Origin of the sequence: Ilumatobacter sp. (assembly GCF_030065885.1) — a bacterium.
In the GTDB taxonomy this organism is placed as follows: domain Bacteria; phylum Actinomycetota; class Acidimicrobiia; order Acidimicrobiales; family Ilumatobacteraceae; genus Ilumatobacter.
On sequence record NZ_JASJCS010000009.1, the window covers coordinates 78081 to 99307 of the forward strand.

The 21227-nt window shown below is 70.6% G+C and carries 20 protein-coding genes and 1 pseudogene; 15 read left to right on the top strand and 6 right to left on the bottom strand.

The features are described 5' to 3' along the window. Nucleotides 1-9 precede the first annotated feature (9 nt). Together QNJ12_RS04050 and QNJ12_RS04055 are read left to right on the top strand one after the other, a co-directional pair. Nucleotides 10-951, top strand: a complete 942-nt coding sequence (locus QNJ12_RS04050) for an ABC transporter ATP-binding protein (RefSeq protein ID WP_300619135.1) — start codon at nucleotides 10-12, stop codon at nucleotides 949-951. After that, the gene (locus QNJ12_RS04055; RefSeq protein ID WP_300619138.1) at nucleotides 948-1670 is read left to right on the top strand and encodes an ABC transporter permease; all 723 of its coding nucleotides are present in this window, start codon (nucleotides 948-950) and stop codon (nucleotides 1668-1670) included. Before QNJ12_RS04050 ends, QNJ12_RS04055 begins: the two co-directional genes overlap by 4 nt. A 1893-nt stretch (nucleotides 1671-3563) precedes the next feature. On the opposite strand, the pseudogene QNJ12_RS23680 reads toward QNJ12_RS04055, so the two are convergent. Next, a pseudogene (locus QNJ12_RS23680) lies at nucleotides 3564-5168 on the bottom strand (BTAD domain-containing putative transcriptional regulator); the annotation flags it as partial. Between the two features lie 182 nt (nucleotides 5169-5350). Between QNJ12_RS23680 and QNJ12_RS04065 the strand changes: the two are divergent. The 5 genes from QNJ12_RS04065 (at nucleotide 5351) to QNJ12_RS04085 (ending at nucleotide 11186) form a co-directional block, all read left to right on the top strand. Then, nucleotides 5351-7633, top strand: a complete 2283-nt coding sequence (locus tag QNJ12_RS04065; RefSeq protein ID WP_300619144.1) for an MMPL family transporter — start codon at nucleotides 5351-5353, stop codon at nucleotides 7631-7633. 69 nt (nucleotides 7634-7702) lie between these two features. Beyond that, a complete protein-coding gene (locus QNJ12_RS04070) occupies nucleotides 7703-8584 on the top strand; it encodes a sulfurtransferase (RefSeq protein WP_300619146.1) in 882 nt (293 codons plus the stop codon). Nucleotides 8585-8631: 47 nt separating this feature from the next. Further along, complete coding sequence (locus tag QNJ12_RS04075) at nucleotides 8632-9603, top strand: NAD(P)-dependent alcohol dehydrogenase (RefSeq protein WP_367281748.1); 972 nt, start codon at nucleotides 8632-8634, stop codon at nucleotides 9601-9603. A gap of 134 nt (nucleotides 9604-9737) precedes the next feature. Next, entirely contained in the window at nucleotides 9738-10271 is a 534-nt protein-coding gene (locus tag QNJ12_RS04080; RefSeq protein WP_300619153.1) for a nitroreductase/quinone reductase family protein, read from the top strand. A gap of 87 nt (nucleotides 10272-10358) precedes the next feature. Then, nucleotides 10359-11186 (top strand): MerR family transcriptional regulator, encoded by an 828-nt coding sequence (locus QNJ12_RS04085; protein ID WP_300619155.1) that lies wholly within the window; start codon nucleotides 10359-10361, stop codon nucleotides 11184-11186. Nucleotides 11187-11208: 22 nt separating this feature from the next. Here QNJ12_RS04085 and QNJ12_RS04090 read toward each other — a convergent pair whose 3' ends face one another. Next, nucleotides 11209-12441: a hydantoinase/carbamoylase family amidase gene (locus QNJ12_RS04090; protein ID WP_300619158.1), complete on the bottom strand. Its 1233-nt coding sequence runs from the start codon at nucleotides 12439-12441 to the stop codon at nucleotides 11209-11211. Between the two features lie 133 nt (nucleotides 12442-12574). Here QNJ12_RS04090 and QNJ12_RS04095 point away from each other — a divergent pair, with 133 nt between their 5' ends. Both QNJ12_RS04095 and QNJ12_RS04100 read left to right on the top strand, forming a co-directional pair. Further along, nucleotides 12575-12931, top strand: a complete 357-nt coding sequence (locus QNJ12_RS04095; RefSeq protein WP_367281749.1) for a PaaI family thioesterase — start codon at nucleotides 12575-12577, stop codon at nucleotides 12929-12931. Nucleotides 12932-13128: 197 nt separating this feature from the next. Further along, nucleotides 13129-14037, top strand: coding sequence for an alpha/beta hydrolase (locus QNJ12_RS04100; RefSeq protein ID WP_300619163.1), 909 nt, complete (start codon nucleotides 13129-13131; stop codon nucleotides 14035-14037). A gap of 23 nt (nucleotides 14038-14060) precedes the next feature. Here QNJ12_RS04100 and QNJ12_RS04105 read toward each other — a convergent pair whose 3' ends face one another. Continuing rightward, the gene (locus QNJ12_RS04105) at nucleotides 14061-14495 is read right to left on the bottom strand and encodes a VOC family protein (protein WP_300619165.1); all 435 of its coding nucleotides are present in this window, start codon (nucleotides 14493-14495) and stop codon (nucleotides 14061-14063) included. Nucleotides 14496-14634: 139 nt separating this feature from the next. Between QNJ12_RS04105 and QNJ12_RS04110 the strand changes: the two genes are divergently transcribed. The 3 genes from QNJ12_RS04110 (at nucleotide 14635) to QNJ12_RS04120 (ending at nucleotide 16642) form a co-directional block, all read left to right on the top strand. After that, a complete protein-coding gene (locus QNJ12_RS04110; RefSeq protein WP_300619168.1) occupies nucleotides 14635-14940 on the top strand; it encodes a putative quinol monooxygenase in 306 nt (101 codons plus the stop codon). 19 nt (nucleotides 14941-14959) lie between these two features. Continuing rightward, nucleotides 14960-16198 carry a sigma-70 family RNA polymerase sigma factor gene (locus QNJ12_RS04115; protein WP_300619172.1) on the top strand — a complete coding sequence of 413 codons (1239 nt, stop codon included), beginning with the start codon at nucleotides 14960-14962 and terminating at the stop codon, nucleotides 16196-16198. An 84-nt stretch (nucleotides 16199-16282) separates the two neighbouring features. Then, nucleotides 16283-16642, top strand: a complete 360-nt coding sequence (locus tag QNJ12_RS04120) for a YciI family protein (RefSeq protein ID WP_300619175.1) — start codon at nucleotides 16283-16285, stop codon at nucleotides 16640-16642. A 13-nt stretch (nucleotides 16643-16655) separates the two neighbouring features. Here the strand turns inward: QNJ12_RS04120 and opgC are convergent, their stop codons facing one another. Continuing rightward, the gene (opgC, locus tag QNJ12_RS04125) at nucleotides 16656-18185 is read right to left on the bottom strand and encodes an OpgC domain-containing protein (protein ID WP_300619178.1); all 1530 of its coding nucleotides are present in this window, start codon (nucleotides 18183-18185) and stop codon (nucleotides 16656-16658) included. 109 nt (nucleotides 18186-18294) lie between these two features. Here opgC and QNJ12_RS04130 point away from each other — a divergent pair, with 109 nt between their 5' ends. From QNJ12_RS04130 to QNJ12_RS04140, 3 genes are read left to right on the top strand one after another with little or no spacing between them, the layout of a single operon-like run. Beyond that, on the top strand, nucleotides 18295-18837 hold the full coding sequence (locus tag QNJ12_RS04130) for a DinB family protein (protein ID WP_300619180.1): 543 nt from the start codon (nucleotides 18295-18297) through the stop codon (nucleotides 18835-18837). 58 nt (nucleotides 18838-18895) lie between these two features. Then, nucleotides 18896-19378: an SRPBCC family protein gene (locus QNJ12_RS04135; protein ID WP_300619183.1), complete on the top strand. Its 483-nt coding sequence runs from the start codon at nucleotides 18896-18898 to the stop codon at nucleotides 19376-19378. Nucleotides 19379-19429: 51 nt separating this feature from the next. Continuing rightward, nucleotides 19430-20296, top strand: a complete 867-nt coding sequence (locus QNJ12_RS04140) for an SDR family oxidoreductase (protein WP_300619186.1) — start codon at nucleotides 19430-19432, stop codon at nucleotides 20294-20296. Nucleotides 20297-20347: 51 nt separating this feature from the next. Here the strand turns inward: QNJ12_RS04140 and QNJ12_RS04145 are convergent, their stop codons facing one another. Then, nucleotides 20348-20698, bottom strand: a complete 351-nt coding sequence (locus tag QNJ12_RS04145) for a hypothetical protein (protein WP_300619189.1) — start codon at nucleotides 20696-20698, stop codon at nucleotides 20348-20350. A 42-nt stretch (nucleotides 20699-20740) separates the two neighbouring features. Further along, a partial coding sequence (locus QNJ12_RS04150) for a class I SAM-dependent methyltransferase (RefSeq protein ID WP_300619192.1) occupies nucleotides 20741-21227 on the bottom strand: 487 nt, incomplete at its 5' end.

A 21227-nucleotide genomic window follows, 5' to 3' on the forward strand; every position in this document is an offset into this window, starting at 1 on the left:
GGAGGAGCCATGGTCGATGCACCGAGGATCGGTCCCGCGATCCAGACCCGTGACCTGACACGCAACTTCGGGGAGCTCGTCGCCGTCGACGGGGTCGACCTGACGGTCCGCCACGGCGAGCTGTTCTCGATCCTCGGTCCGAACGGCGCGGGGAAGACCACCACCATCAAGTTGCTGTGCGGGCTGCTCCGGCCGACGAGTGGCAGCGCCCGGGTCATGGGCCACGACATCAGCGAGAACCCGCTGGCCGTCAAGCAGGTCATCGCCGTGTCGCCGCAGGAGACCGCGGTCGCCGAGCACCTGAGCGCCCGCGAGAACCTCGAGCTGATGGCGGGCCTCCACGGCATCGAGCGGCGGCGTGCGCGGCGACGTGCCGAGCCGCTGCTCGAGCTGATGGGCCTGGCCGAGCGCGCCGGCGATCAGGCCCGGAAGTACTCGGGCGGCATGAAGCGCCGGCTCAGCATCGCGATGGCGCTCGTCTCGGACCCGTACGTGCTCTTCCTCGACGAGCCCACGATCGGCCTCGATCCGCAGTCGCGACGCGGGATGTGGGAGTACATCGAGCGGCTGAAGAGCCGGATGACCATCGTGCTGACGACGCACTACCTCGAGGAAGCCGACGCACTCGCCGACCGCATCGCCGTCGTCGACACCGGCCGGGTGATCGCCCGCGGCTCCCCGACGCAGCTGAAAGACGGCATGGAGGGGGCCCACGCGACGTTGGTCGAGGCTCGCGACCTGACCGAGGACGCGATCGAGGCGCTGACCGCGATCTACCCGCACGTCCGGCCGGTCGACGGCGGCGTCGAGATCGACGACGACAACGTCAGCCTGCACCGGATCGAGGACTGCCTCCGACCGCGAGGGGTGGAGATCGTGTCGATCCGCAAGCGGCAGGTCACGCTCGACGACGTCTTCCTCGAGCTCACCGGGAAGGAGCTACGCGAATGAGGACGCTCGCACTGGCACGTCGGAACCTCAAGGAGGTGCTCCGCGACCCGCTCTCGCTGGGCCTGCTGATCGCGCTCCCTGCGTTGATGCTGCTCGTGCTGCAGAGCCTGGACGGCGTCGACGACTTCTACTCCCCCACCATGCTCGCACCCGGGATCGCACTGTTCGGCTTCGTGATGCTGATGTTCAGCTCGTCGATGGTGATGGCACGCGATCGTGAGAGCTCGCTGTTCCCCCGGTTGCTCACGACCCCGCTGCGACCGGTCGAGTTCATCACCGCCTACTCACTGCCGTTCGTCGCCGTGGCGATCGTCCAGGGCCTCGTGGTCTACGCGATCGCCGCAGCCCTCGGCATCGACATGGAGGGCAGTCCCCTGCTCGTGGTCCTGGTCCTGATGCTGATCGTGTTCTTCTTCGTCGCGCTCGGCATGATCGCCGGCTCGCGGTTCGGCGTGGCTGCGCTCTCCGGCGCCTACAGCGTGGTCCTGCTGCTCACGATCTTCGCCGGCACCTGGTTCGATCTCGAGGAGGTCGGCGGGCCGATCGAGGCCGTCGAGAACGTGCTGCCGTTCACCCATGCGCTCGACGCGACCCGCGACGTGATGGCCGAGGGCGCCGGGCTGGGGACGATCGGCACCGACCTCGCCTGGGTCACGGCGTACACGGTGGTGGCCGTCGCCCTCGCGCTCGTGTCGTTCCGGAGCCGGATGACCGAGTGACGTCGGCCCCTTGCGCCGGCCCGGTCCTGTCGACGATGAGGTCGGGCGGCAGGGATGGGGTGCCGGTTCGTCCCGCGCCCGCGGCACTCAGCTCGTGCTCGGCGCCGCGGGCTCATCGAGCCCGTCCCGCAGCACGTCGTCGAGCGTGGCACGCATCTCGAGGAGCACTTCTCGGATCGTGCGCTCGTCGTCGTGGCCGATGCCGGTGCGACCGACCGCCGTGCCGCCATCGCCGTCGACCGGCGGGTCGAGCTCGTGCTCGGCGTCGCGGAGCAGCGCCTGCAGGAACGGGATCTCCCGCGCTCCGGTGGCAGCGAGGTGGTCATGGACCGAGCGGGCGTCGTCGACGCGCCCGAGCGCCGTCATCAGGTTGACGTACTCGGCGGCGGCGAACTGGGCGTTGTAGATGTTCTCGAGATCGACGACGTCGGCCACGTACTCCGACAGCAGTTCGATCGCCCGCTGCCGCCGGCCGGCCCGGAACAGGCGCCGGGCGCTCAGCGGGTTGCTCATCGAGTTCGTGCGCTCGGGCACGTCGACCGAGACGGCCTCGTCGAAGTACCGCCACGCCGCCTCCTCCCGGCCCTGCTGGAGCGCCGAGAAGCCGAGCATCGTCAGCGAGTAGTGCAGGCAGGTCGGCGGCCCTTGCTGCCGGTGGAGATCGGCGCACGCCGTCAGGTGCGCGTCGACCTCGGCCAGCTGACCGGTCATCAGGAGGGAGCCGCCGACGCCGAGCACGTCGAACAGCGCTGCGACGTAGTCGTCGCTGCGGCGGACGAGGTCGCGCATGACGGTGAGGGCCTCCTCCGCCATCCGCGGGTAGTCGCCGGCGATGAAGCTGCGGGCGTACCGCACCATCGAGTCGTCGGGTTCGCCGAACCGGGCGACCAGGCTGTCGAAGCCCGTCTGGTCGAGATGCCGCATGTAGCGCCGCGCCGCCCACGTCATCCCGAACGCGATCGTGTCGCGGTCGTCGGTCGGCGTGATCTCGAGCAGCCGCTCGGACCAGTCGCCGATCTCGGACTGGCTCCGCAGATAGACCTCGGCCACGATCGGTTCGAGCAGTGCACGCGCTCGCTGGACGTCGCCGGTGTCGCACGCCCACTCGAACGCCGCCCGGAGGTTGGACCACACCTCTGCCAGCCGGGCGACGCCCTCGATCTCCCCGGGGCCGGCGAGCAGTCGACGCACATCGGTGACGACACCGAGACACCACTCGGCATGGCGGCCCGCGGTGCGGTCGGTGCGGCCCACCTCGGACAGGAGCTCGGCACCGAACTGGCGGATGGTCTCGAGGAGCTGGAACCGGCGCCCGAAGGGACCCGACTCGACGATCACCATCGAGCGGTCGACCAGACCGGCGAGCAGCTCGTCGACGTCGGCCGCGTCGAGGTCGTCGCCGGCGGCCACGATCTCGGCGGCCGCGAGGTCGAACGGGCCGGCGAAGATCGAGAGCCGGCGGAACAGCGCCTGCTCGAGCTCGGACAGCAGGTCGTACGACCACTGAATCGTCGCGCGGAGCGTTCGATGACGCTCGACGCTGGTGCGGCGCCCGCCGGTGAGCAGGCGCAACCGGTCGTCGAGCCGCTCGACCAGATCGGCCGGCGACATGCTGCGGGTTCGTGCGGCGGCGAGCTCGATCGCCAATGGCACGCCGTCGAGGCGCTGGCAGATCTCGACGACATCGGCCCGGCTGGCGACGGCGTCGAACGCCGGCGAGATCGCGGTCGCCCGCTCGTCGAAGAGCTCGACCGCCGACCCGCCGGGGTCGAGGGGCGACACGGCGACGAGCTGCTCGCCCTCGACGCCGAGCCCCTCTCGGCTGGTGGCCACGACCCGGACGTCGGGGCAGCGGATCGCGATCGACTCGACCAGCGCGGCAGCGCCGTCGACGACGTGCTCGCAGTTGTCGAGCACGATCAGCGTCGGGCGAGCGGCCAGCGCGCCGAGGATCGACTCGACGAGCGGCCGGCTCGGGCTCTCGTGGACGTCGAGCGCGTCTGCGACCGCCCGCGCGACGTCGGCCGATGACATCACCGGTGCCAGCTCGATCAACCAGGACCCGCCGGGCGACTCGGCACCGGCGAGCTCGGCCGCAGCGAGCGCCAGGCGCGTCTTGCCGATGCCGCCGGGCCCGACCAGCGTCACGATCGGGTGGGCCGCGATGGCCGACGTGACCGCGTCGACGTCGTCGGTGCGCCCGATCAGGCGGCCGAGCCGGCGCGGGAGGTTCCCGCGTCGGGCCACCTCGATCTGGAGCGGCGGGAAGTCGCCGGCGCCCAGCTGGTGCACGCGCTGCTCGGCGATGACGCCGTCGATCCGGTACGTGCCGAGGTCGTGCAGGTCGGCGCCCTCGACCAACGCCGCCGTGACGCCGGAGACCAGCGTCTGCCCGCCGTGGCCCGCGGACAGGATCCGCCCCGCCACGTTGACGGCGGAGCCGAAGTAGCCCTTCCCGCGCTCCTCGGTCTCGCCCGTGTGGATGCCGATCCGCAGCCGCAGCCGGAGGTCGTCGGGCCACGGTTCCGACTCGATCGACGCCTGGAGCTCCTCGGCCCAGCGCACCGCGTCGCTGGCCCGATGGAACACGACGCCGAACGAATCACCGCCCGTCGCGAACACGTACCCCTCGTGCTCGCCCGAGACGGCCGCGACGATCCTGTCGTGCCGCACGATCGCGTCGGCCATGGCCCGGCGATCCCTCGCCCACAGCCGGGTCGAGTCGGCGACGTCGGTGAAGCCGAACGTCACCGTGCCGGTCGGCATCCCGAGCGCCGTCCCCCGGCTGGGCGTGTGCGTGCCGAGCTGGTCGTCCTGGCCGAGGATCAGCCGCTCGAGCTCGCGGAGGCGCGGGCCGGGTTCGACGCCGAGGTGTTCCACCAGCTGCTCGCGGGCGCTGCGGTACGCAGCCAGCGCGTCGGCCTGCCGGCCGACCCGGTACAGGCCGGTCATCAGCAGTGCCCACAGGCCCTCTCGGAACGGGTAGGTGCTGGTGAGCTCGGTCAGCGTCCCGATCGTGCCGGCGGGGTTGCGCTCGACGCGGTCCTCCAGCTGGGCTTCGGCTGCGGTGAGCCACTGCTCGACCAGCCCGTCGACCACGGCGTCGAAGCCGGCGGCATCGAGTCCGGCGAGCGGTACGCCGGTCCACTCGGCGAGCGCCCGATCGACGTCGTCGATCGCCAGCAGTCGCTGGAACCTCGTGACGTCGACCGACTCCGGCGGGAGGTCGAGCCGGTAGGCGGCGCCCACGCGGCTGATCGCATCGGTCCCCAGACCCTTGCGCAGGCGCGTCACGTACGACTGCAGGGTCTTGTCGGCGGTGCGCGGCGGTTGGTCGCCCCACACGAGGTCGATCAACCGCGACACCGGTACCGCCGAGCCCGGTGAGAGGGCGAGGGCCGCCAGCAACGCCTGGGACTTCGCCGGGCCGACATCGACGGCGCGACCGCTCGTGTCGGTGGCACCGACCCCGCCGAGCAGTCTGATCTGCACCTGCACCTCCCGATCGTCGTGCCGCCCGGTTGCGTCCGGCCGGATGCCGGGTTGCGTCTCGGTTGAGTCTCCCACGCGCACTTCAACCGGGGCGAGGGCCGATCGCAACCTCTGCGCAACCGGACACCGTCACCGTGGACACCCGACCACACCGACACGTCGAACATCCCCCGAAGGAGCACCACCCCATGTCCCACGCTCTCTACCGACTCGGCCGGCTGGCCGCCCGCCGACCCTGGATGATGATCGGCGTCTGGCTGATCGCCTCGATCGCCGTGATCGCGGCCTCGGGCGCCTTCGGCCGCGACCTCGAGGACTCGTTCGCCGTGCCCGGCCTCGACTCCCAGGAGGCGGTCGACCTGCTGTCGACGGCCAGCTCCGACCAGGCGGGCCTCACGGCCCAGATCGTGACGACGCCGATCGACGACGGCGCCACGTTCTTCGACTCAGCGGCGTCGCGTGATGCGCTCGCCGATCTGCAGGCCGACGCCGCAGCTCTCCCGAACGTGCTCGGCACGAACGATCCGGCGGGTGCGCTCGCCGACGGTCCCGAGGCGGCGGTGCAGACCGGCTCGGTCTCGGCCGACGGTCGCGTCGCGTTGATCCGGGTGCAGTACCCGGTGATCGAGGAGCTGTCCCACGACGACCTCGTCCGCCTCAAGGAGTTCGGCGCCGACGCCCGCACCGGGTCGCCGCTGCAGATCGAGATGGGCGGCGACCTGTTCTTCTCGTTCGAGGAGCCCGAGACGGGCATCGGCGAGATGATCGGGCTCGCCGCCGCGGTGATCATCCTGCTGCTGGCCTTCGGGTCGGTGATCGCGATGGGCCTGCCGATCGGCATGGCGCTGTTCGGGCTCGCGCTCGGCGTCAGTTCGATGGCGCTGATCACGTACCTGATCGACATCCCGAGCTGGGCGCCCCAGATGGGCAGCATGATCGGGCTCGGCGTCGGCATCGACTACGCCCTGTTCCTCGTCACACGCCACCGCGAGCATCTCGCCCGCGGGATGACCGTCGTCGAGTCGGTCGGGCGCGCGGTCGCGACCGCCGGCCAGGCGGTCATCTTCGCCGGCGGTACGGTCGTGATCGCGATCCTCGGCCTCGCCGTGGCCGGCGTGCCGTTCATGACGGCGGCCGGTGTCGCGACCTCGGTGATCGTGCTGCTCATGGTCATCGCCTCGGTCACGCTGCTGCCGGCATTCCTCGGCCTGGCCGGCCACTGGATCAACCGGATCGGCATCCACCGGCGCGGTTCGGTCGCCTCGAGCGCGAGCCCCCGGTGGGAGCGGTGGGGCGCCCACGTCTCCAAGCACGCCTGGCCGTACGCGATCGGCGTGACGCTGCTGCTGGTCGGCCTCACCGCACCGGTCCTGGCGCTCCGACTGGGCTTCCCCGACGAGGGCACACTGCCCGAGTCACGCACCGAGCGGCGCGCCTACGACCTCGTGGCCGAGGGGTTCGGGCCGGGCATCAACGGTCCGCTCGTGATCGCCGTCGACATCTCCGAGGACGCCTCGGTCGTCGAGCCGCTCGTGCAGGTCGTCTCGTCCGACCCGGGCGTCGCTGCCGTCGCGCCACCCGAGGTCGACGTCGACGCCGGCGTGGCGACGCTGCTCGCCTTCCCGACGACCGCACCGCAGGACGACGCGACGCTCGACACCATCGAACGGATCCGGGCCGACGCCTTCCCGTCGGTGCTCGACGACAGCCCCGCCGTCGCTCATGTCGGCGGACAGACGGCGAGCTTCGCCGACATCGGCCAGCGCGTCACCGACCGGCTCCCGATGTTCATCGTCGCGGTGATCGTCCTGTCGTTCCTGCTGCTGACGGTGGTGTTCCGATCCGTGCTGGTGCCGCTCAAGGCGGCGCTGCTCAACCTGCTCAGCATCGGAGCCGCCTACGGCGTGCTCGTCATGGTGTTCCAGTGGGGATGGGGCAAGGGCCTGATCGGGCTGGAGTCGACCGTGCCGATCGTCTCGTTCATCCCGATGTTCATGTTCGCGATCCTGTTCGGCCTGTCGATGGACTACGAGGTCTTCCTCCTGTCGCGGGTCCGGGAGGAGTACCTGCTCAGCGGCGACAACGATCGGTCGGTCATCAGCGGCATCGCCAGCACCGCCCGGGTGATCACGTCGGCCGCCCTGATCATGATCTCGGTCTTCCTCGGCTTCGTGCTCGGCGACGACCCGGTCATCAAGATGATGGGCCTCGGCCTCGCCACCGCGATCTTCGTCGATGCGACGATCGTGCGAGTGGTGCTGGTGCCCGCGACGATGAAGCTGATGGGTGACGCGAACTGGTGGATCCCGGCCTGGCTCGACCGCCTGCTCCCGACCGTCGACATCGACGGTGAGGCGGGCCTCCCCGAGCCCGAGTACGAGCCGTTGCCCGCCCCGGCGGACGGCGGCCACGACGGCGGCCACGACGACGACCCCGACATCGACCTCGAGCCCGTCCCGGCGCTGGCCTGACCGACCGGAACGCGAACCCGACCCCGAACCCGACTCAGACAACTCCTTCCCGAAAGCAGGACCGTCACGATGACCGACAGCACACATCCACCCGGCGGCGACATGGACACGCTCGTGTCGACCGACTGGCTGAGCGACCACCTCCACGACGACGACCTCGTCGTCCTCGACTGCAGCGTCTACATGGACCCCGACGGCGACGGCGGGATGCGGACCGTCCCGGGCCGCGCCCGGTATGAGGACGGTCACATCCCCGGTGCCGGCTTCGCCGACCTCTGCGCCGACCTCGCCGACCCCGACAGCGCCTGGCAGTTCGCGATGCCGACACCCGAGCGGTTCTGCGCCGCCATGGGAGCGCTCGGCGTCGGCGACGACTCCCGGGTGGTGCTGTACGACGGCACCATCGCGGCGTGGGCGGCCCGCGTCTGGTGGATGCTCCGCTGGGTCGGATTCGACCGGGCCGCGTTGCTCGACGGCGGCCTCCAGGCATGGACCGCCGAAGGCCGGCCGCTCTCGACCGAGGCGCCGGCTCACCCCCAGCGCTCCCTCGTCGCCAACGTGCGACCCGAGCTGATCGCCGACCGCGACGAGGTGCTGGCTGCGATCGACGACGGTGCGACGTGCCTCATCGACACGCTGATGCCCGAGCACTACCGAGGTGAGATGCAGATGTACGAGCGGCCGGGGCACATCCCGGGCGCATCCAACGTGGCGGTGACCTCACTCCTCGCCGAGGGCTACCGCTTCCGACCGCTCGACGAGCTCGCCGCGCTGCACCCCGAGAATCGCGACGCCCGGACGATCACGTACTGCGGAGGCGGCATCGCTGCGTCGGCCAACGCGTTCGCCATGCACCGGCTCGGCTTCTCGGATCTCGCGGTGTACACGGCGTCGCTCCAGGAGTGGGCCGCCGACCCCGACCTGCCGATGACCACGGAGGAGGCCCGATGACCGACGCACGAACCATGTCGACGCCGAGAGGTGCCACGATGAACCGCATGAAGGCGATCACCCAGCGGCGCTACGGAGGTACCGAGGCGCTCGAGCTCCGTGAGGTCGAGCGGCCTGAGCCCGGCCCCGACCAGGTGCTGGTGAAGATGAGGGCGGCGTCGGTGAACCCTCTGGATTGGTACTTCATGACCGGCGTGCCGTTCGTGCTGCGCTTCCAGGCCGGCCTGAGGACGCCCAAGCGGACGACGCCCGGCGCCGACCTCGCAGGCATCGTCGAGGCCGTCGGTTCGGACGTGACCCGGTTCCGGCCCGGCGACGACGTCTTCGGCGAGACGTCCGGCGGCGCCCTCGCCGAGTACGTCGTCGCCGACGAGGACGATCTGGTCGTCAAGCCGCCGAGCCTGACGTTCGAGCAGGCGGCGGCGGTACCGGTTGCGGGCTTCACGGCGCTGCAGGGGCTCCGCGACCACGCGAAGGTCGAGCCCGGCCAGCACGTGCTGGTCAACGGCGCCGCGGGCGGCGTCGGCACGTTCGCCGTGCAGATCGGCAAGCAGCTCGGCGCAGAGGTCACCGGCGTCTGCAGCACCGGCAACGTCGAGATGGTGCGGTCGCTCGGCGCCGACCACGTCGTCGACTACACGGCCGACGACTTCGCGTCGGGCGAGGTGCAGTACGACGTGCTGTTCGACTGCGCCGGCAACCGCTCGGCCCGCGAGTGCAAGCGGGCCCTGAAGCAGTCGGGCACGTACGTCGCGGTCGGCGCACCGAGGGGCGGGGGTCTGCTCGGGCCGCTCAAGCCGCTGGTCGGCAAGATGGTGGCGTTCACGCTCGCCAAGCAACGACTGGCGTTCTTCACCGCCACGCCCGCCGTCGACGACCTCGAACACCTCACCGAGCTGCTCGACGCCGGCCGGATCAGACCGGTGATCGATCGCACGTACGCGCTCGACGACGCGATCGAGGCGATCGGCTACTGGTCGGGCGGCCATGCCCGCGGCAAGGTCGTCGTCACGGCATGAGCGAGCGTCGTCTCCTGACCATCGTGCTCCTGGCCGGAGCGCGCCGTGTGCTCCGCCGTCAGGGTCGTCCGACTCTGGCGGGACGGCGGCTGACGGCCGACGCTGGGAAGCAGCAGAGACCCCGGAGGTACCTCATGTTCAAGGCAATCCTGCGCCTGGTCGGCGTGCTCGTCGGCGCTGCGCTCGCGGTCGCCGTCGTCTTCGTCGTCGGGATGCGCACCAAGTTCCCACCCGTGCTCAACGCCGTCCGCCGCATGAACCGCGAGGTCTGGAACCCGCGCCAGATGGAGACCGCCGGCAAGCCGGGCGCCTGGGCGTCGATCATCCGCCACGTCGGACGCAACTCCGGCCGCGAGTACGAGACGCCGGTGGTCGCGGTCCACACCGACGACGGCTTCGTGATCGCGCTGCCGTACGGCCACCATGCGGACTGGCTCAAGAACGTGATGGCGCAGGGCTCGGCCACGCTGGTCCACGAGGGCGAGGCCCACCACCTCGACCACGCGGTCATCGTGCCGATCGAGGACGTCAACCACCACTTCCCCGAGAAGGAACAGCAGACCCACCTGATGTTCGGCATCGACCAGGCGTTGGTGCTCCGGGAAGCCGACCCGGCCGGCTCGACCAGCGACGCCAGCCACCCGAGGCTCGCCACCGTCGACGCCTGAGGTCCGAGCAGGCCCCGCATCCGGACCCGCCAGCGACCACGAGGGCTTGACTCTGACGCGACGTCAACCGTCATCAATGGTGGTGCCATGTTCGGGATCGGTCAGTTCGCCCAGATCGCCAAGGTGTCGGTCAGGACGCTGCGTCACTACGACGACGTCGGCCTGCTCCGCCCGGCTGCGGTCGACGCGGCGACCGGCTACCGCTCGTACGCCGCTGCCCAGCTCGCCGAGCTCAACCGCATCCTCGTCCTCAAGGACCTCGGCTTCACACTTGCCGAGATCACCCGGATGGTCGAGGCGGGTGTGAGCCGCGAGCAGCTGGTCGGCATGCTTCGCCTCCGGCAGGCGGAGGCCGAGCGCGCCGCCGACGACGAACGTCGGCGGTTGGCCCGCGTGGCAGCCCGTATCGAACTCTTGACAGGAGCAACCGCCATGAACGACCTCGACACCGCGATCGTCGTCAAGCCGATCGACGACGTGCGCCTCGCCACCGTCCGGGAACCCGTGGAGGGTTTCGATGCCGAGTTCGCGCCGATCTTCGGCCGCCTCTACCCGGTGCTGTTCGCAGAGCTCGGCCGGCTGGGCGTCTCACCCGCCGGCCCGACGTACGCGCTGTATGAACAGCGCGACGACGGCCGGATCGACGTGCTGGCCGGCGTCGTCGTCGACGCGGAGGCCGTGCTCGACTCCGAGACCGTGTCGGTCCGCGAGCTGGCCGCTGTCGACCGCGCTGCGACGCTCGTGCACCGCGGGGCGATGGCGACGATCATGGACAGCTACGCGCTGCTCGAGCAGTGGATGGACCGCGCCGGTGAACGGCCGGTCGGCTTCAGCCGCGAGGTCTATCTCGAGTGCCCGGAGGACGATCCCGACGGGTGGGTCACCGAGCTGCAGTTCGCGCTCGCCGATTCGTGACGGCGAGCGCGCCGGCGGGCGATCACGCTCGCTGTGCGGCCGACAGGATCGCAGCCGTCGCGTCCGCCAGCACCTGGCAACCCGTCACGATGTCGTCGTCGGCGCTGTTCTCGGCGAAGTCGTGGCTGATGCCACCGATGCTCGGGACGAACAACATGCCGCACGGAAGGTGGCCGGACAGCACCATCGGGTCGTGACCTGCCGCGCTCGGCATCTCGGTCCAGGAACCGGGCACCGTGCGCTCGGCGGCCTCGGCGAGATGGCGTCGCAGTTCGGGGTCCATCTGCGTCGGCGCGATCGGTGACCGCCCGGCGGTCGCGTCGACGTCGACCGGCCCGGCATCGTTCGTCTCTGCCACGAGCTCCGACACGGCAGCGCGCATCGCGTCGAGAGTGGCTTCGTCGGGGTCGCGATACTGCAGGACCATCTCGGCGGCCCCCGGCACGATGCTGGGTGCGCCCGGCACGAGGTGTGCGTCGCCGACCGTCCAGACCGACGTCGGCCCGGCGACCGCGGCCATCCGCTCGTGCAACTCGGCGCCGAACCGGAACATCGCGGCGCCGGCGTCGCGGCGGCGCGCCATCGGGGTGGTCCCGGCGTGGTTCTGCTCACCGACGAACCGGATCCGGACGGCTCGGATCCCGACGATCGAGGTGACCACGCCGATCTGCAGGCCGGCATCTTCCAGGTGGGGCCCCTGCTCGATGTGGGCCTCGAGGTAGCCGATCTGTCGCCCGGGATCGAGGCGCGACCGTGGCGTGGACGCCAGCCCGACGCGTTCGATCGCGGCCGCGACGGTCTCGCCCTCGGCGTTGGCGTCGAGCAGATCGGCGTCGGTGAGGGCGCCGACGAACGACGAGCTGCCGAGACAGCTCGTGTACGTGCCCTCTTCGTCGGACCAGGCGACCGTGTCGATCGCCATCCCGTTCGTGTCGGGGTCGTCGCGCAGCGACCGGGCGATCTCGATCGCGTACATCACCCCCATTGCGCCGTCGAGCCAACCTCCGGTCGGCTGGGTGTCGGAGTGCGAGCCGATCAGCAGCGCTGGCGCTGGGTTGGGCGACCGGCCGACGACGTTGCCGACGCCGTCGATCGTCGCGTCGAGGCCGGCTGCCTCCATCTGCTCGCGCAACCAGTGCCGCGCGGCCATGTCGGCGTCGGAGAACGTCGGCCGGACGACGCCCGTCCCGGTGGCCCCGAAGCCACGCAGCACACGCAGATCGTCGAGGAGGCGCTGCCCGTCGATCGAGACCACGCACGGCACGCTACGCCACCAGCTCCCGGCCCACGGCGTCGTCGTGCTGAACCGGTGCGCCCTCTGCAACGATGGGTTCGTGAGCGACGAGATCACGGCCATGTTGCATGCCGGCATGCCACTGACGCGGACGATGGGGATGGCGGGTGTGGAGTCGACGCCCGAGCGGGTCGTCGTCGACCTCGAGTGGTCCGAGCACCTCCTCACGACGGGGGGACAGCTCCACGGCGGCGCGCTCATGGCGCTGGCCGACTCGGCGGGTGCCGGGTGTGCGTTCATGAACCTGCCCGACGGCGCGTCGGGTACGTCGACGATCGAGTCGAAGACCAACTTCCTCGGCCCCGTGAGAGAGGGCCACGCGGTGAGGGCCACCGCGGTCCCACTCCACGTCGGCGGCACCACGATCGTCGTCGAGACCGAGCTACGCGTCGGTGAACGACTGGTGGCCAAGGTCACCCAGACCCAGGCCGTGCTCCGACCGAGCGGATGACGAACTGCACATGGTGAGCGCCACGATCCAGCCGGGTAGCGCGACCGGGATCGAGATCGGGGTCGAGACCGTGCCGGATCCGTCGACCGGTCGCGGTGAGGCGACGAGCCCACGCTCCCGACGCTCGCACCCTCGATCGTCGCGGCAGTCCGGATCCGTCGAGCCGGCGGGTGGTGGGTTCGACGATCGGTGGCGTCGTGTCGTGGAGTAGCGCGCTGATGGCGTCGCTCGACGCGCGCGCAACCGTCGTCGAGACCGATCGAGGACGGGTGCAGGTGGCCGTCGAGGGCGATGGCCCCCCGGTGCTCGCGATCCACGGTGGCCCCGGCGGTTTCGACCAAGGGCTCGCCTACTGCGCCCATCTTCGAGACGGCGGTTGCCGCCTGCTCGCGGTCTCGCGCCCGGGCTATCTGAGAACACCGCTCGACTCCGGCCGCGGACCCGAGCACCAGGCCGATCTGTACGCGGCGCTGCTCGACGCGCTCCAGATCGACCGGGCCGCCATCCTGGGGTTCTCCTCCGGAGCCCCATCAGCGGTGCACTTCGCCGCACGACACCGCGATCGCACCACGGCGCTCTTCGTCGATGCCGGCATCCTGTTGCCGTTCGAACCGCCGATCGGTCCCGTCCGGCGGGCGACCTACGAGTCCGCCCCGGTCGTGAGGCTCTCGTACCGGTTCGCGATGAAGCAGCCCGCACTCGCGACATCGTTCATGGTCTCGGGCGTGTCGATCGGACTGAACAGGCAGGAACGCAGGGCGGCCGCCGACTGGATCACGTCGGACCCCGGCCGGCTCCGATCGATCCAGGCGTTGTGGAGTTCGACCGCTCCAGGGAAGTACCGGCGCCCGGGTTGGGCCAACGACAAGGCCAACGAGGTCGCGCTACCGCCACTCCCCTTCACCGAGGTCACCGTCCCGACGATCATCGCCCACGGCGACAGCGACGCCATCGTTCCGGTCGAGCATTCGACCTTGGCGGCGAACACGATCGGGACCGCCGATCTGATCGTGGTCGAGCAGGGCCATCACCTGCTGTCGGCCTGCAGGCACTACCGACCGGTGGCCGAGCGACAGCTCGAGCTCGCTCGCGGCCACCGTTGGTGACCGCCACGCCTGCGCCGGCAGCGCTACGAGCGGGGCGGCTCGACGATGATGCAGAACGGGTGGCCGGCCGGGTCGGCGTAGACGCGCAGCGTCTCGACCGGATCGTCGACGCGATCCTGCAGCAACGACGCGCCGAGCCCGAGGGCCCGCTCGTGCTGCACGTCGAGCTCGGCAAGGGTCGGGACGGTCAGGTCGAGGTGGAGTTGCTGCGGGACGGCGGGATCGGGCCAGGTCGGCGGCGACAGCTCGTCGACCTGCTGCACGGCGAGTCGCGCCTCGCCACCACGGTCGAGCAGGACGAGCCACTCCTCGCCCTCAGCGTCCGGCGCACCGCCGGCAGGTGGCTCGTCGCCGGGCCGGTACGTGTAGCCGAGCAACCGGCGGTAGAACTCGGCGAGCTCGCGCGCATCGGTCGCATCGAGCACGACGGCGCGCAGTTCGGCGAAGCTCTCACTCACGTCCCGATCATGCCACCCGGTCGGCGTCGCGCACGCCGACCTCGGACGCCTGTCGAAATCGACCGCTTCGTTCGTGGTAGGGATGTCGGCACCCGGCCGACCCAGCGACATGCGGCACCGCCGCGGAGGAGACAGCACGATGAGCAAGGTTTCGATGATCGGCACGATCAGGTGCCAGGAGGGCAAGGGCGACGAGATGGCGGCGGTGCTCGCCACGATGGTCGACGCGGCCGCCGGTGAGCCGGGCTGCGAGATCTACTCGTACCACCGGGGCCCCGACGACACGTTCTGGTTCTTCGCGCTGATGTCCAACGAGGAGGCGATGAAGAGCCACGGCCAGAGCGAGGCGATGCAGGCCGCGATGCAGGACTTCATGCCGCTGATGGCGGAACCACCGCAGATGTCGCCGGCCACGCCGATCGCAGCGCTCGGCTTCGATCTGTGACGTCGCCGCTCGCGCATCCGTGAGCCTCGACCCTGACGAGCTCGGCGCCATCTACCGCCGCGAGGTCGGACGGTGCACGGCGACGCTCGTCCGGGCGCTCGGTGACGTCGATCGGGCGGAGGACGCCGTCGCCGATGCGTTCGCCATCGCAGCCGAGCGCTGGGCCGCCGACGGGGTGCCGCCCAACCCGGGCGGCTGGATCACGACGACCGCACGCAACCGCGCGATCGATCGCATCCGCCGCGAGGCCAGCCGCACGACACGCGAACGGGCCGCGCTGGACCTGTATGGCGACGACCGTGGTACGGGCGTGGGCATCCCGGACCTCGGCAGCTTCGACGCGGTACCCGACGACCAACTTCGGCTGATCTTCCTGTGCTGCCATCCGGCGCTGCGTCCCGAGGCACAGGTCGCGCTGACGCTGCGCCTGCTCGGCGGCCTCACGACGAGCGAGATCGCCAGGGCCTTCCTGGTGCCCGAACCGACCATGGGCCAGCGGCTCAGCCGTGCCAAGCGGAAGATCCGTGACACGCACATGGCGTATCGGCTGCCGGACGAGGACGAGCTCCCTCGCCGACTCGGCCCGGTGCTCGCGACGATCTACCTGATCTACACCGAGGGCCACGCCGCAACCGCGGGCGACGACCTGATGCGGCCTGCGCTCACCGGTGAGGCGATCCGGATCACCGAGACACTGGTCGAGCTCCTGCCGGACGAGCCTGAGGCCGCCGGACTGCTGGCGCTGATGCTGCTGACCGAGGCCCGCGCGCCGGCGCGCGTCGACGTCGCCGGCAACCTCGTGCCGCTGCCCGACCAGGATCGATCGTCGTGGGACCGCGCGTCGATCGCAGAGGGCCACCGGCTGGTGCGCGCGTGCCTCGACCGCGACGAGCCCGGCCCGTACCAGCTCCAGGCGGCGATCGCAGCAGTCCACGCCGACGCCCCCACCGCCGGCGAGACCGACTGGGCGCAGATCGTCGCGCTGTACGACCATCTGCTGGTGTTCCGGCCCAACGACGTCGTGCGCCTCAACCGGGCGATCGCGGTGATGGAACACGACGACGCCTCGGCCGCACTCGCCGCGCTCGAGCGGATCGACCTGCCGCTGTACCACCTCTTCCATGCGACACGCGCGGAGGCGCTGCGCCGGGTCGAGCGCCGCGACGAGGCCGCGGAGGCGCTGGGCCGAGCGATCGCGCTGGCCAGCAACGCCACCGAGCGCCGCCACCTCGAGCGGCGCCTCGCCGAGTTGGTGTGACCGAGCCGCTGTCGAAGTCGTCCGACGCGTTCGTGGACATGTTGGATGTGGGAATCGCCCGCACGCACACATCGAGGAGCACCGATGAGTCAGTACCTGTTGTCCGTCCACTCGGTCGAGGGGGCCGCCCGCCCCGACATGACCCCCGAGGAGATGGAGGCCTCGATGTCGCGCGTGATGGCGCTCGAAGCCGAGATGAAGGAATGTGGAGCGTTCCTGTTCGGCGGGGCGCTGGCCGACCCGGGCTCGGCCACCGTCGTGCGGTCGGCAGGTGACGAGATGGTGATGACCGACGGCCCGTTCGCCGAGGCGAAGGAGCACATCGGCGGCTTCTACATCATCGATGCGGCCGACCTCGATGCAGCACTCGAATGGGCCGGCAAGGTCGTCGATTGCATCAAGGCGCCGATCGAGGTCCGTCCGTTCCAGCACGTGAGCGGCTGAGCGACGACGCGGGTCAGTCGTCGTCGCGTTGGAGCAGACGGATGATCTCCGTCTCGGCTGCCCAGGGGTCGTCGACGAGCAGCACGCGGACTCGACTGCGATCGGCCGGGCCGACCTCGGCCGGGATCATCTCGATGACCTCGTCAGCGGTGATGGCACCGTCGACGTAGGCGTCGATCACACCGCCGACGACGTCGTCGAGGTCTTCGTCGAGGTCATCCTCGAGCTCGTCGTCGTGCCGCTCGTCGAGCTCGTCGTCCTCGTCGACGAACGATCCCCACTCGGCCGCCCCCACCGGTGAGGCGCTCGCGATCGGCACGGCGATCAGCAGGGCGGCCACGGTGACGACCGGACCTCGGCGACGTACCAGCTCACGCCATGGCACGCCGGCGCGCAGCCAGTCGAGCGTGCGACGTCTGAGCAGCACGGCGCGGTAGATGATCGCGAGATAGGTCATCACCCATGCCGTGGCGGCGACGCGCCCGATCTCCTCACCGGGCCACCAGGCCAGATTGACCACGAGCGGGATCGCGACGAGGTGCATCGCGAAGGTGAACAGCGAGGCCTCGCCGAGCGGCAGCAGGAACCAGCCGAGGGTCCGGCGGAGCGGCACCCACAGCTCGTCGACGATCATCCAGAGCACCCGCAGATACAGCCCGACGACGAGGAGCGGCACCCACGGCATCGCGAACTCCCGGAGTGCCAGCGGCTCGGCGAGCTCGTCGCCGGCGATCCGTCGTCCGAGCTCGGGCCACGCCGACCAGCCGGTCGCGTGGAGCCAGGCGAGGGCGACGGCGAGTGCGAGCGCGGCGATGTCGATCGCACGACGGAACGGAACGCTCGTCCACCACGTCGCCACCCGTTCCCGGTGGTACCCGAGCAGCAGACCGCCGAAGAACAGCGGCGCGTTCGGGATCAGGGCCCGGAACGACGCGAACCCGAGCCGCATCGCCCCGTCGCCGGCGAGTTGGGCCAGCGCGTAGAGGCCGCCGACCGCGGCGACGACGATCCACGACCGGCCCGTCATCATGAGCCTCAGCGCGCCCACCGCCGCACCGAGGTAGAGCACGTAGGCGATCAAGATGTCCGCACCGTTGAAGGCGGTCTGCATCGTGACGACCTGCCCGATCCAATGCCACGCGCCCGTGAACGCACCGGCCTCCAGCTCGCCCCACAGCTCGTAGCTGGTGGTGAGGGCGATCACGCCGAACGCAAGCGAGATGCCGATCGTCGCGAGATAGACGGTCCACGTCCGTGAGCTCAGCCGCGACGTCGCCTCGTCCGGCGTGCGGCCGATGCTGATGAACCCGAGCGTGAAGCCCGAGATGAACAGGAACGCCTCGGCGGCGGAGATCAGGAACTCGGACCGGCCGCTGGCCTCGTGAAGGAAGCTCTGCGACAGCCCGAAGTGGTTGATGGCCATCGCCGCCAGCGCGTAGCCGCGCAGCAGGTCGAGCCGCCGGTCTCGCCCTCCGGTGCTCGGATAGCGCCACCGGCGCCGATGGTCGACGGGTGGATCCGGCGCCGCGAGGAGGGTGTCCATGCTGCGCACCGTATGCAACCGACCCTGAGGCCAACCTGAGGATCGGCATCGCCAGTTCGCCGGCAGTGCTCGCCGGCCGCGGCCCGAGCGGTCGAATATCGTCGCCGGTGTGGACACCGACCTCGACGAACACGGCCGTCCGGAGCCTCCGATCGACGGCGACGAGACCGGGACGTTGCTGGGCTTCCTCGACTACCAGCGTGCGACCCTGGCCTGGAAGTGCGAGGGTCTCGACGCCGAGGGTCTGAACACCAGCGTCGCCGCCTCGTCGATGACGCTGGGCGGGCTGCTCAAGCACATGGCGCTCGTCGAGAGCAGCTGGTTCTCGCGATGGCTGCACGGCCGCGATCGACAGCCACCCTGGAACGCGATCGACTGGGACGCTCACCCCGACTGGGACTTCGAGTCGGCGGCCGACGACTCGCCGGAGGAGCTGACCGGTCTGTGGCGGGAGGCGGTCGCCAGCTCCCGGGCGCTGGTCGACGAGGCACTCGCGAGCGGTGGCCTCGACCAGGCGGCCAAGCGCACCTGGCCCGACGGCGACGCGCCGAGCCTGCGCTGGATCCTCGTGCACATGATCGAGGAGTACGCCCGCCACAACGGCCACGCCGACCTCATCCGCGAAGCGATCGACGGCAGCACCGGCGAGTAGCCGGGTGGGCCCGGCGGCACATGGCCGACACGACCGGACGGCGCCGTAGCATGACGTGATGGCGAAGGTTCGCTTCGAGGTCCGTCACGAGTTCACGTCGTCCGCACGCATCGTGTGGGACGAGCTCGTCGACTGGGAGGGCCATGCCGCGTGGGTGCCGCTGACGCGGATGGAGGTCGATCCGGGTGACCCCACCGCCGTGGGGGCGACCTTCACCGCCTACACGGGCGTTGGGCGGCTCGCGTTGCCGGACCGGATGCGAGTCGTCCGGTGCGACTGGACCGACTCGTCGTCGACGGGAGACTGCGAGGTCGAGAAGCTCGGACCGGTCCTGACGGGTCGGGCCGGCTTCACGGTCGAGCCCGCAGACGGCGACCGCGCCGTGTTGCACTGGTTCGAGGACGTGACCGTGCCGTACACCCCTCAGTTCGTGGCACCGGTGCTCGGCAAGATCGGTGCGGCCGGCTTCCGCGCCGGCATGCGCAGGCTCGCCAAGCAGCTGACGCAGCGCGGCCCGGAGGCGCCTGCTCCACCGAGCTGAACGCGTGGCGGCTGCGCGCCGCCTCGGCACACGTCGCCGTAAGCTCCGGCCGTGGGCTGGGACATCGCCGGCAAGCACGTGATCGTGACCGGTGGCAACTCCGGGATCGGGAAGGCGACCGCGGAAGAGCTCGCGAGGCGTGGCGCCCGGGTCATGATCACCGCCCGCGACCGCACCCGTGGCGAGACCGCAGCCGCCGACATCCGGCGAGCCGCAGGGGCCGAGGTCGCTATGGGTCTCGTCGACCTCTCCGATCTCGGCTCGATCCGTCGCTTCGCCGAGCAGTACCTCGGTGACCACGATCGGCTCGACGTCCTGGTCAACAACGCGGGCGTCATGAGCGGCGGTCGCCGGTTCACGCCCGACGGCTTCGAATGGACCTTCGGGGTGAACCATCTCGGTCCGTTCCTCTTGACGAACCTGCTGCTCGAGTCGATGATCTCGAGCGCACCCGCCCGCATCGTCAACGTCAGCTCCGGTGCCCACCGCAGCGCGGCGGACGGGCTCGACATCGACACTGTTGCGAGTGGCGCAGGCGGCTACTCGGCATCGAAGGCGTATGCGAGGTCGAAGCTGGCCAACATCCTGTTCACGGTCGAGCTCGAGCGGCGGCTCGACGACACCGGCGTCATCGCCAAGGCCCTCCACCCCGGTGTCGTCGCCACCTCGTTCGGCAAGGGGGACGAGGGGGCCCGATGGATGGGCCTGCTGATGACCGTGCTGAAGCCGGTGCTCCGCAAGCCGTCGCAGGGCGCTTCGACGTCGGTGTTCCTCGCGACCGCCGACGACGACGTGGTCGGCCGGGCGCTGTACTGGTCGGACTCGTCACCCGACGAACCGATTGCCGCGGCTGTCGATCCCGACGCCGCTCGCCGCCTGTGGTCGCTCAGCGAGCGACTCACCCGGCTCGAGCGCTGATCGGGCTGCGTCACGGCACCTGTTCGCCGGTTGCCCGTCGATCACACACCCTCAGCGGGTGGCGGTGTAGCAGAACCGCGCCAGCAGGCCGGCGTCGATCGCGTCCAGCGTCTCCCGCCGCCTCCCCGCACGTTCGTCGTAGGGCTCGTCACCCATCGATTGCCGGAGATCCGCCTCGTGGTCGGCCATCGCGTCGATCCAGCGAGCCTGCGTGGCCCGGTACTCGGCGGTCACGTCGACGGCCTCGATCTCGCCGAAGCCGGCCGACCGGAGCAGGCTGACGTAGCTCGTCGGCACCGCCACCGCCGGCGGGCCCGTCCGGTGCGCTCGCCGACGCTCGGCATGCGTCAGACCCGGTCGGGGCTCGATGACCAGGAACGCCAGACGACCTCCGGGCTTCAAGACCCTCCGACACGCTCTCAGCACGGAGAGCTTGCGGCGGACTCAACACAGGAGGTCGCCGTGCACGACCGCGTCGACTGACCTCGACCGCAACGGGATCGACTCGGCGTCGCCCTGGACCGCCGCGCTCCGTTCGGCCAGGCCGTCGGCCACCGCTCGCTCTCGCGTGACACGGCTGCCGTCGAGGACCGGATCGACGCTGACGACCGAGCAACCGTGACGACTGGCGAGATACAACCCCGGCCAGCCACAGCCCGAACCGACGTCGAGCAACCGACGGCCCGGCGCGAGCATCAGGGCCTCCCCGAGCGCGTTCGCCTGGTCGCGAGTCGTGTAGCCGCTTGCCTGGTAGTCGGTGCCGAGCGTGGCGAGCTCTGCGGCGAGCGCCGCGGGCGTCCCCGATTCGGCGTAGCGCTCGGCGAACCGCTCGACGTCGTCGACCATGCCACCAGTGTCGCGGTTCTGGGCTGTCGGCGCGACGGCGGGCCGATCGTTCGAGCGATGACGCCCGCATCGCGCACGGCGAGAC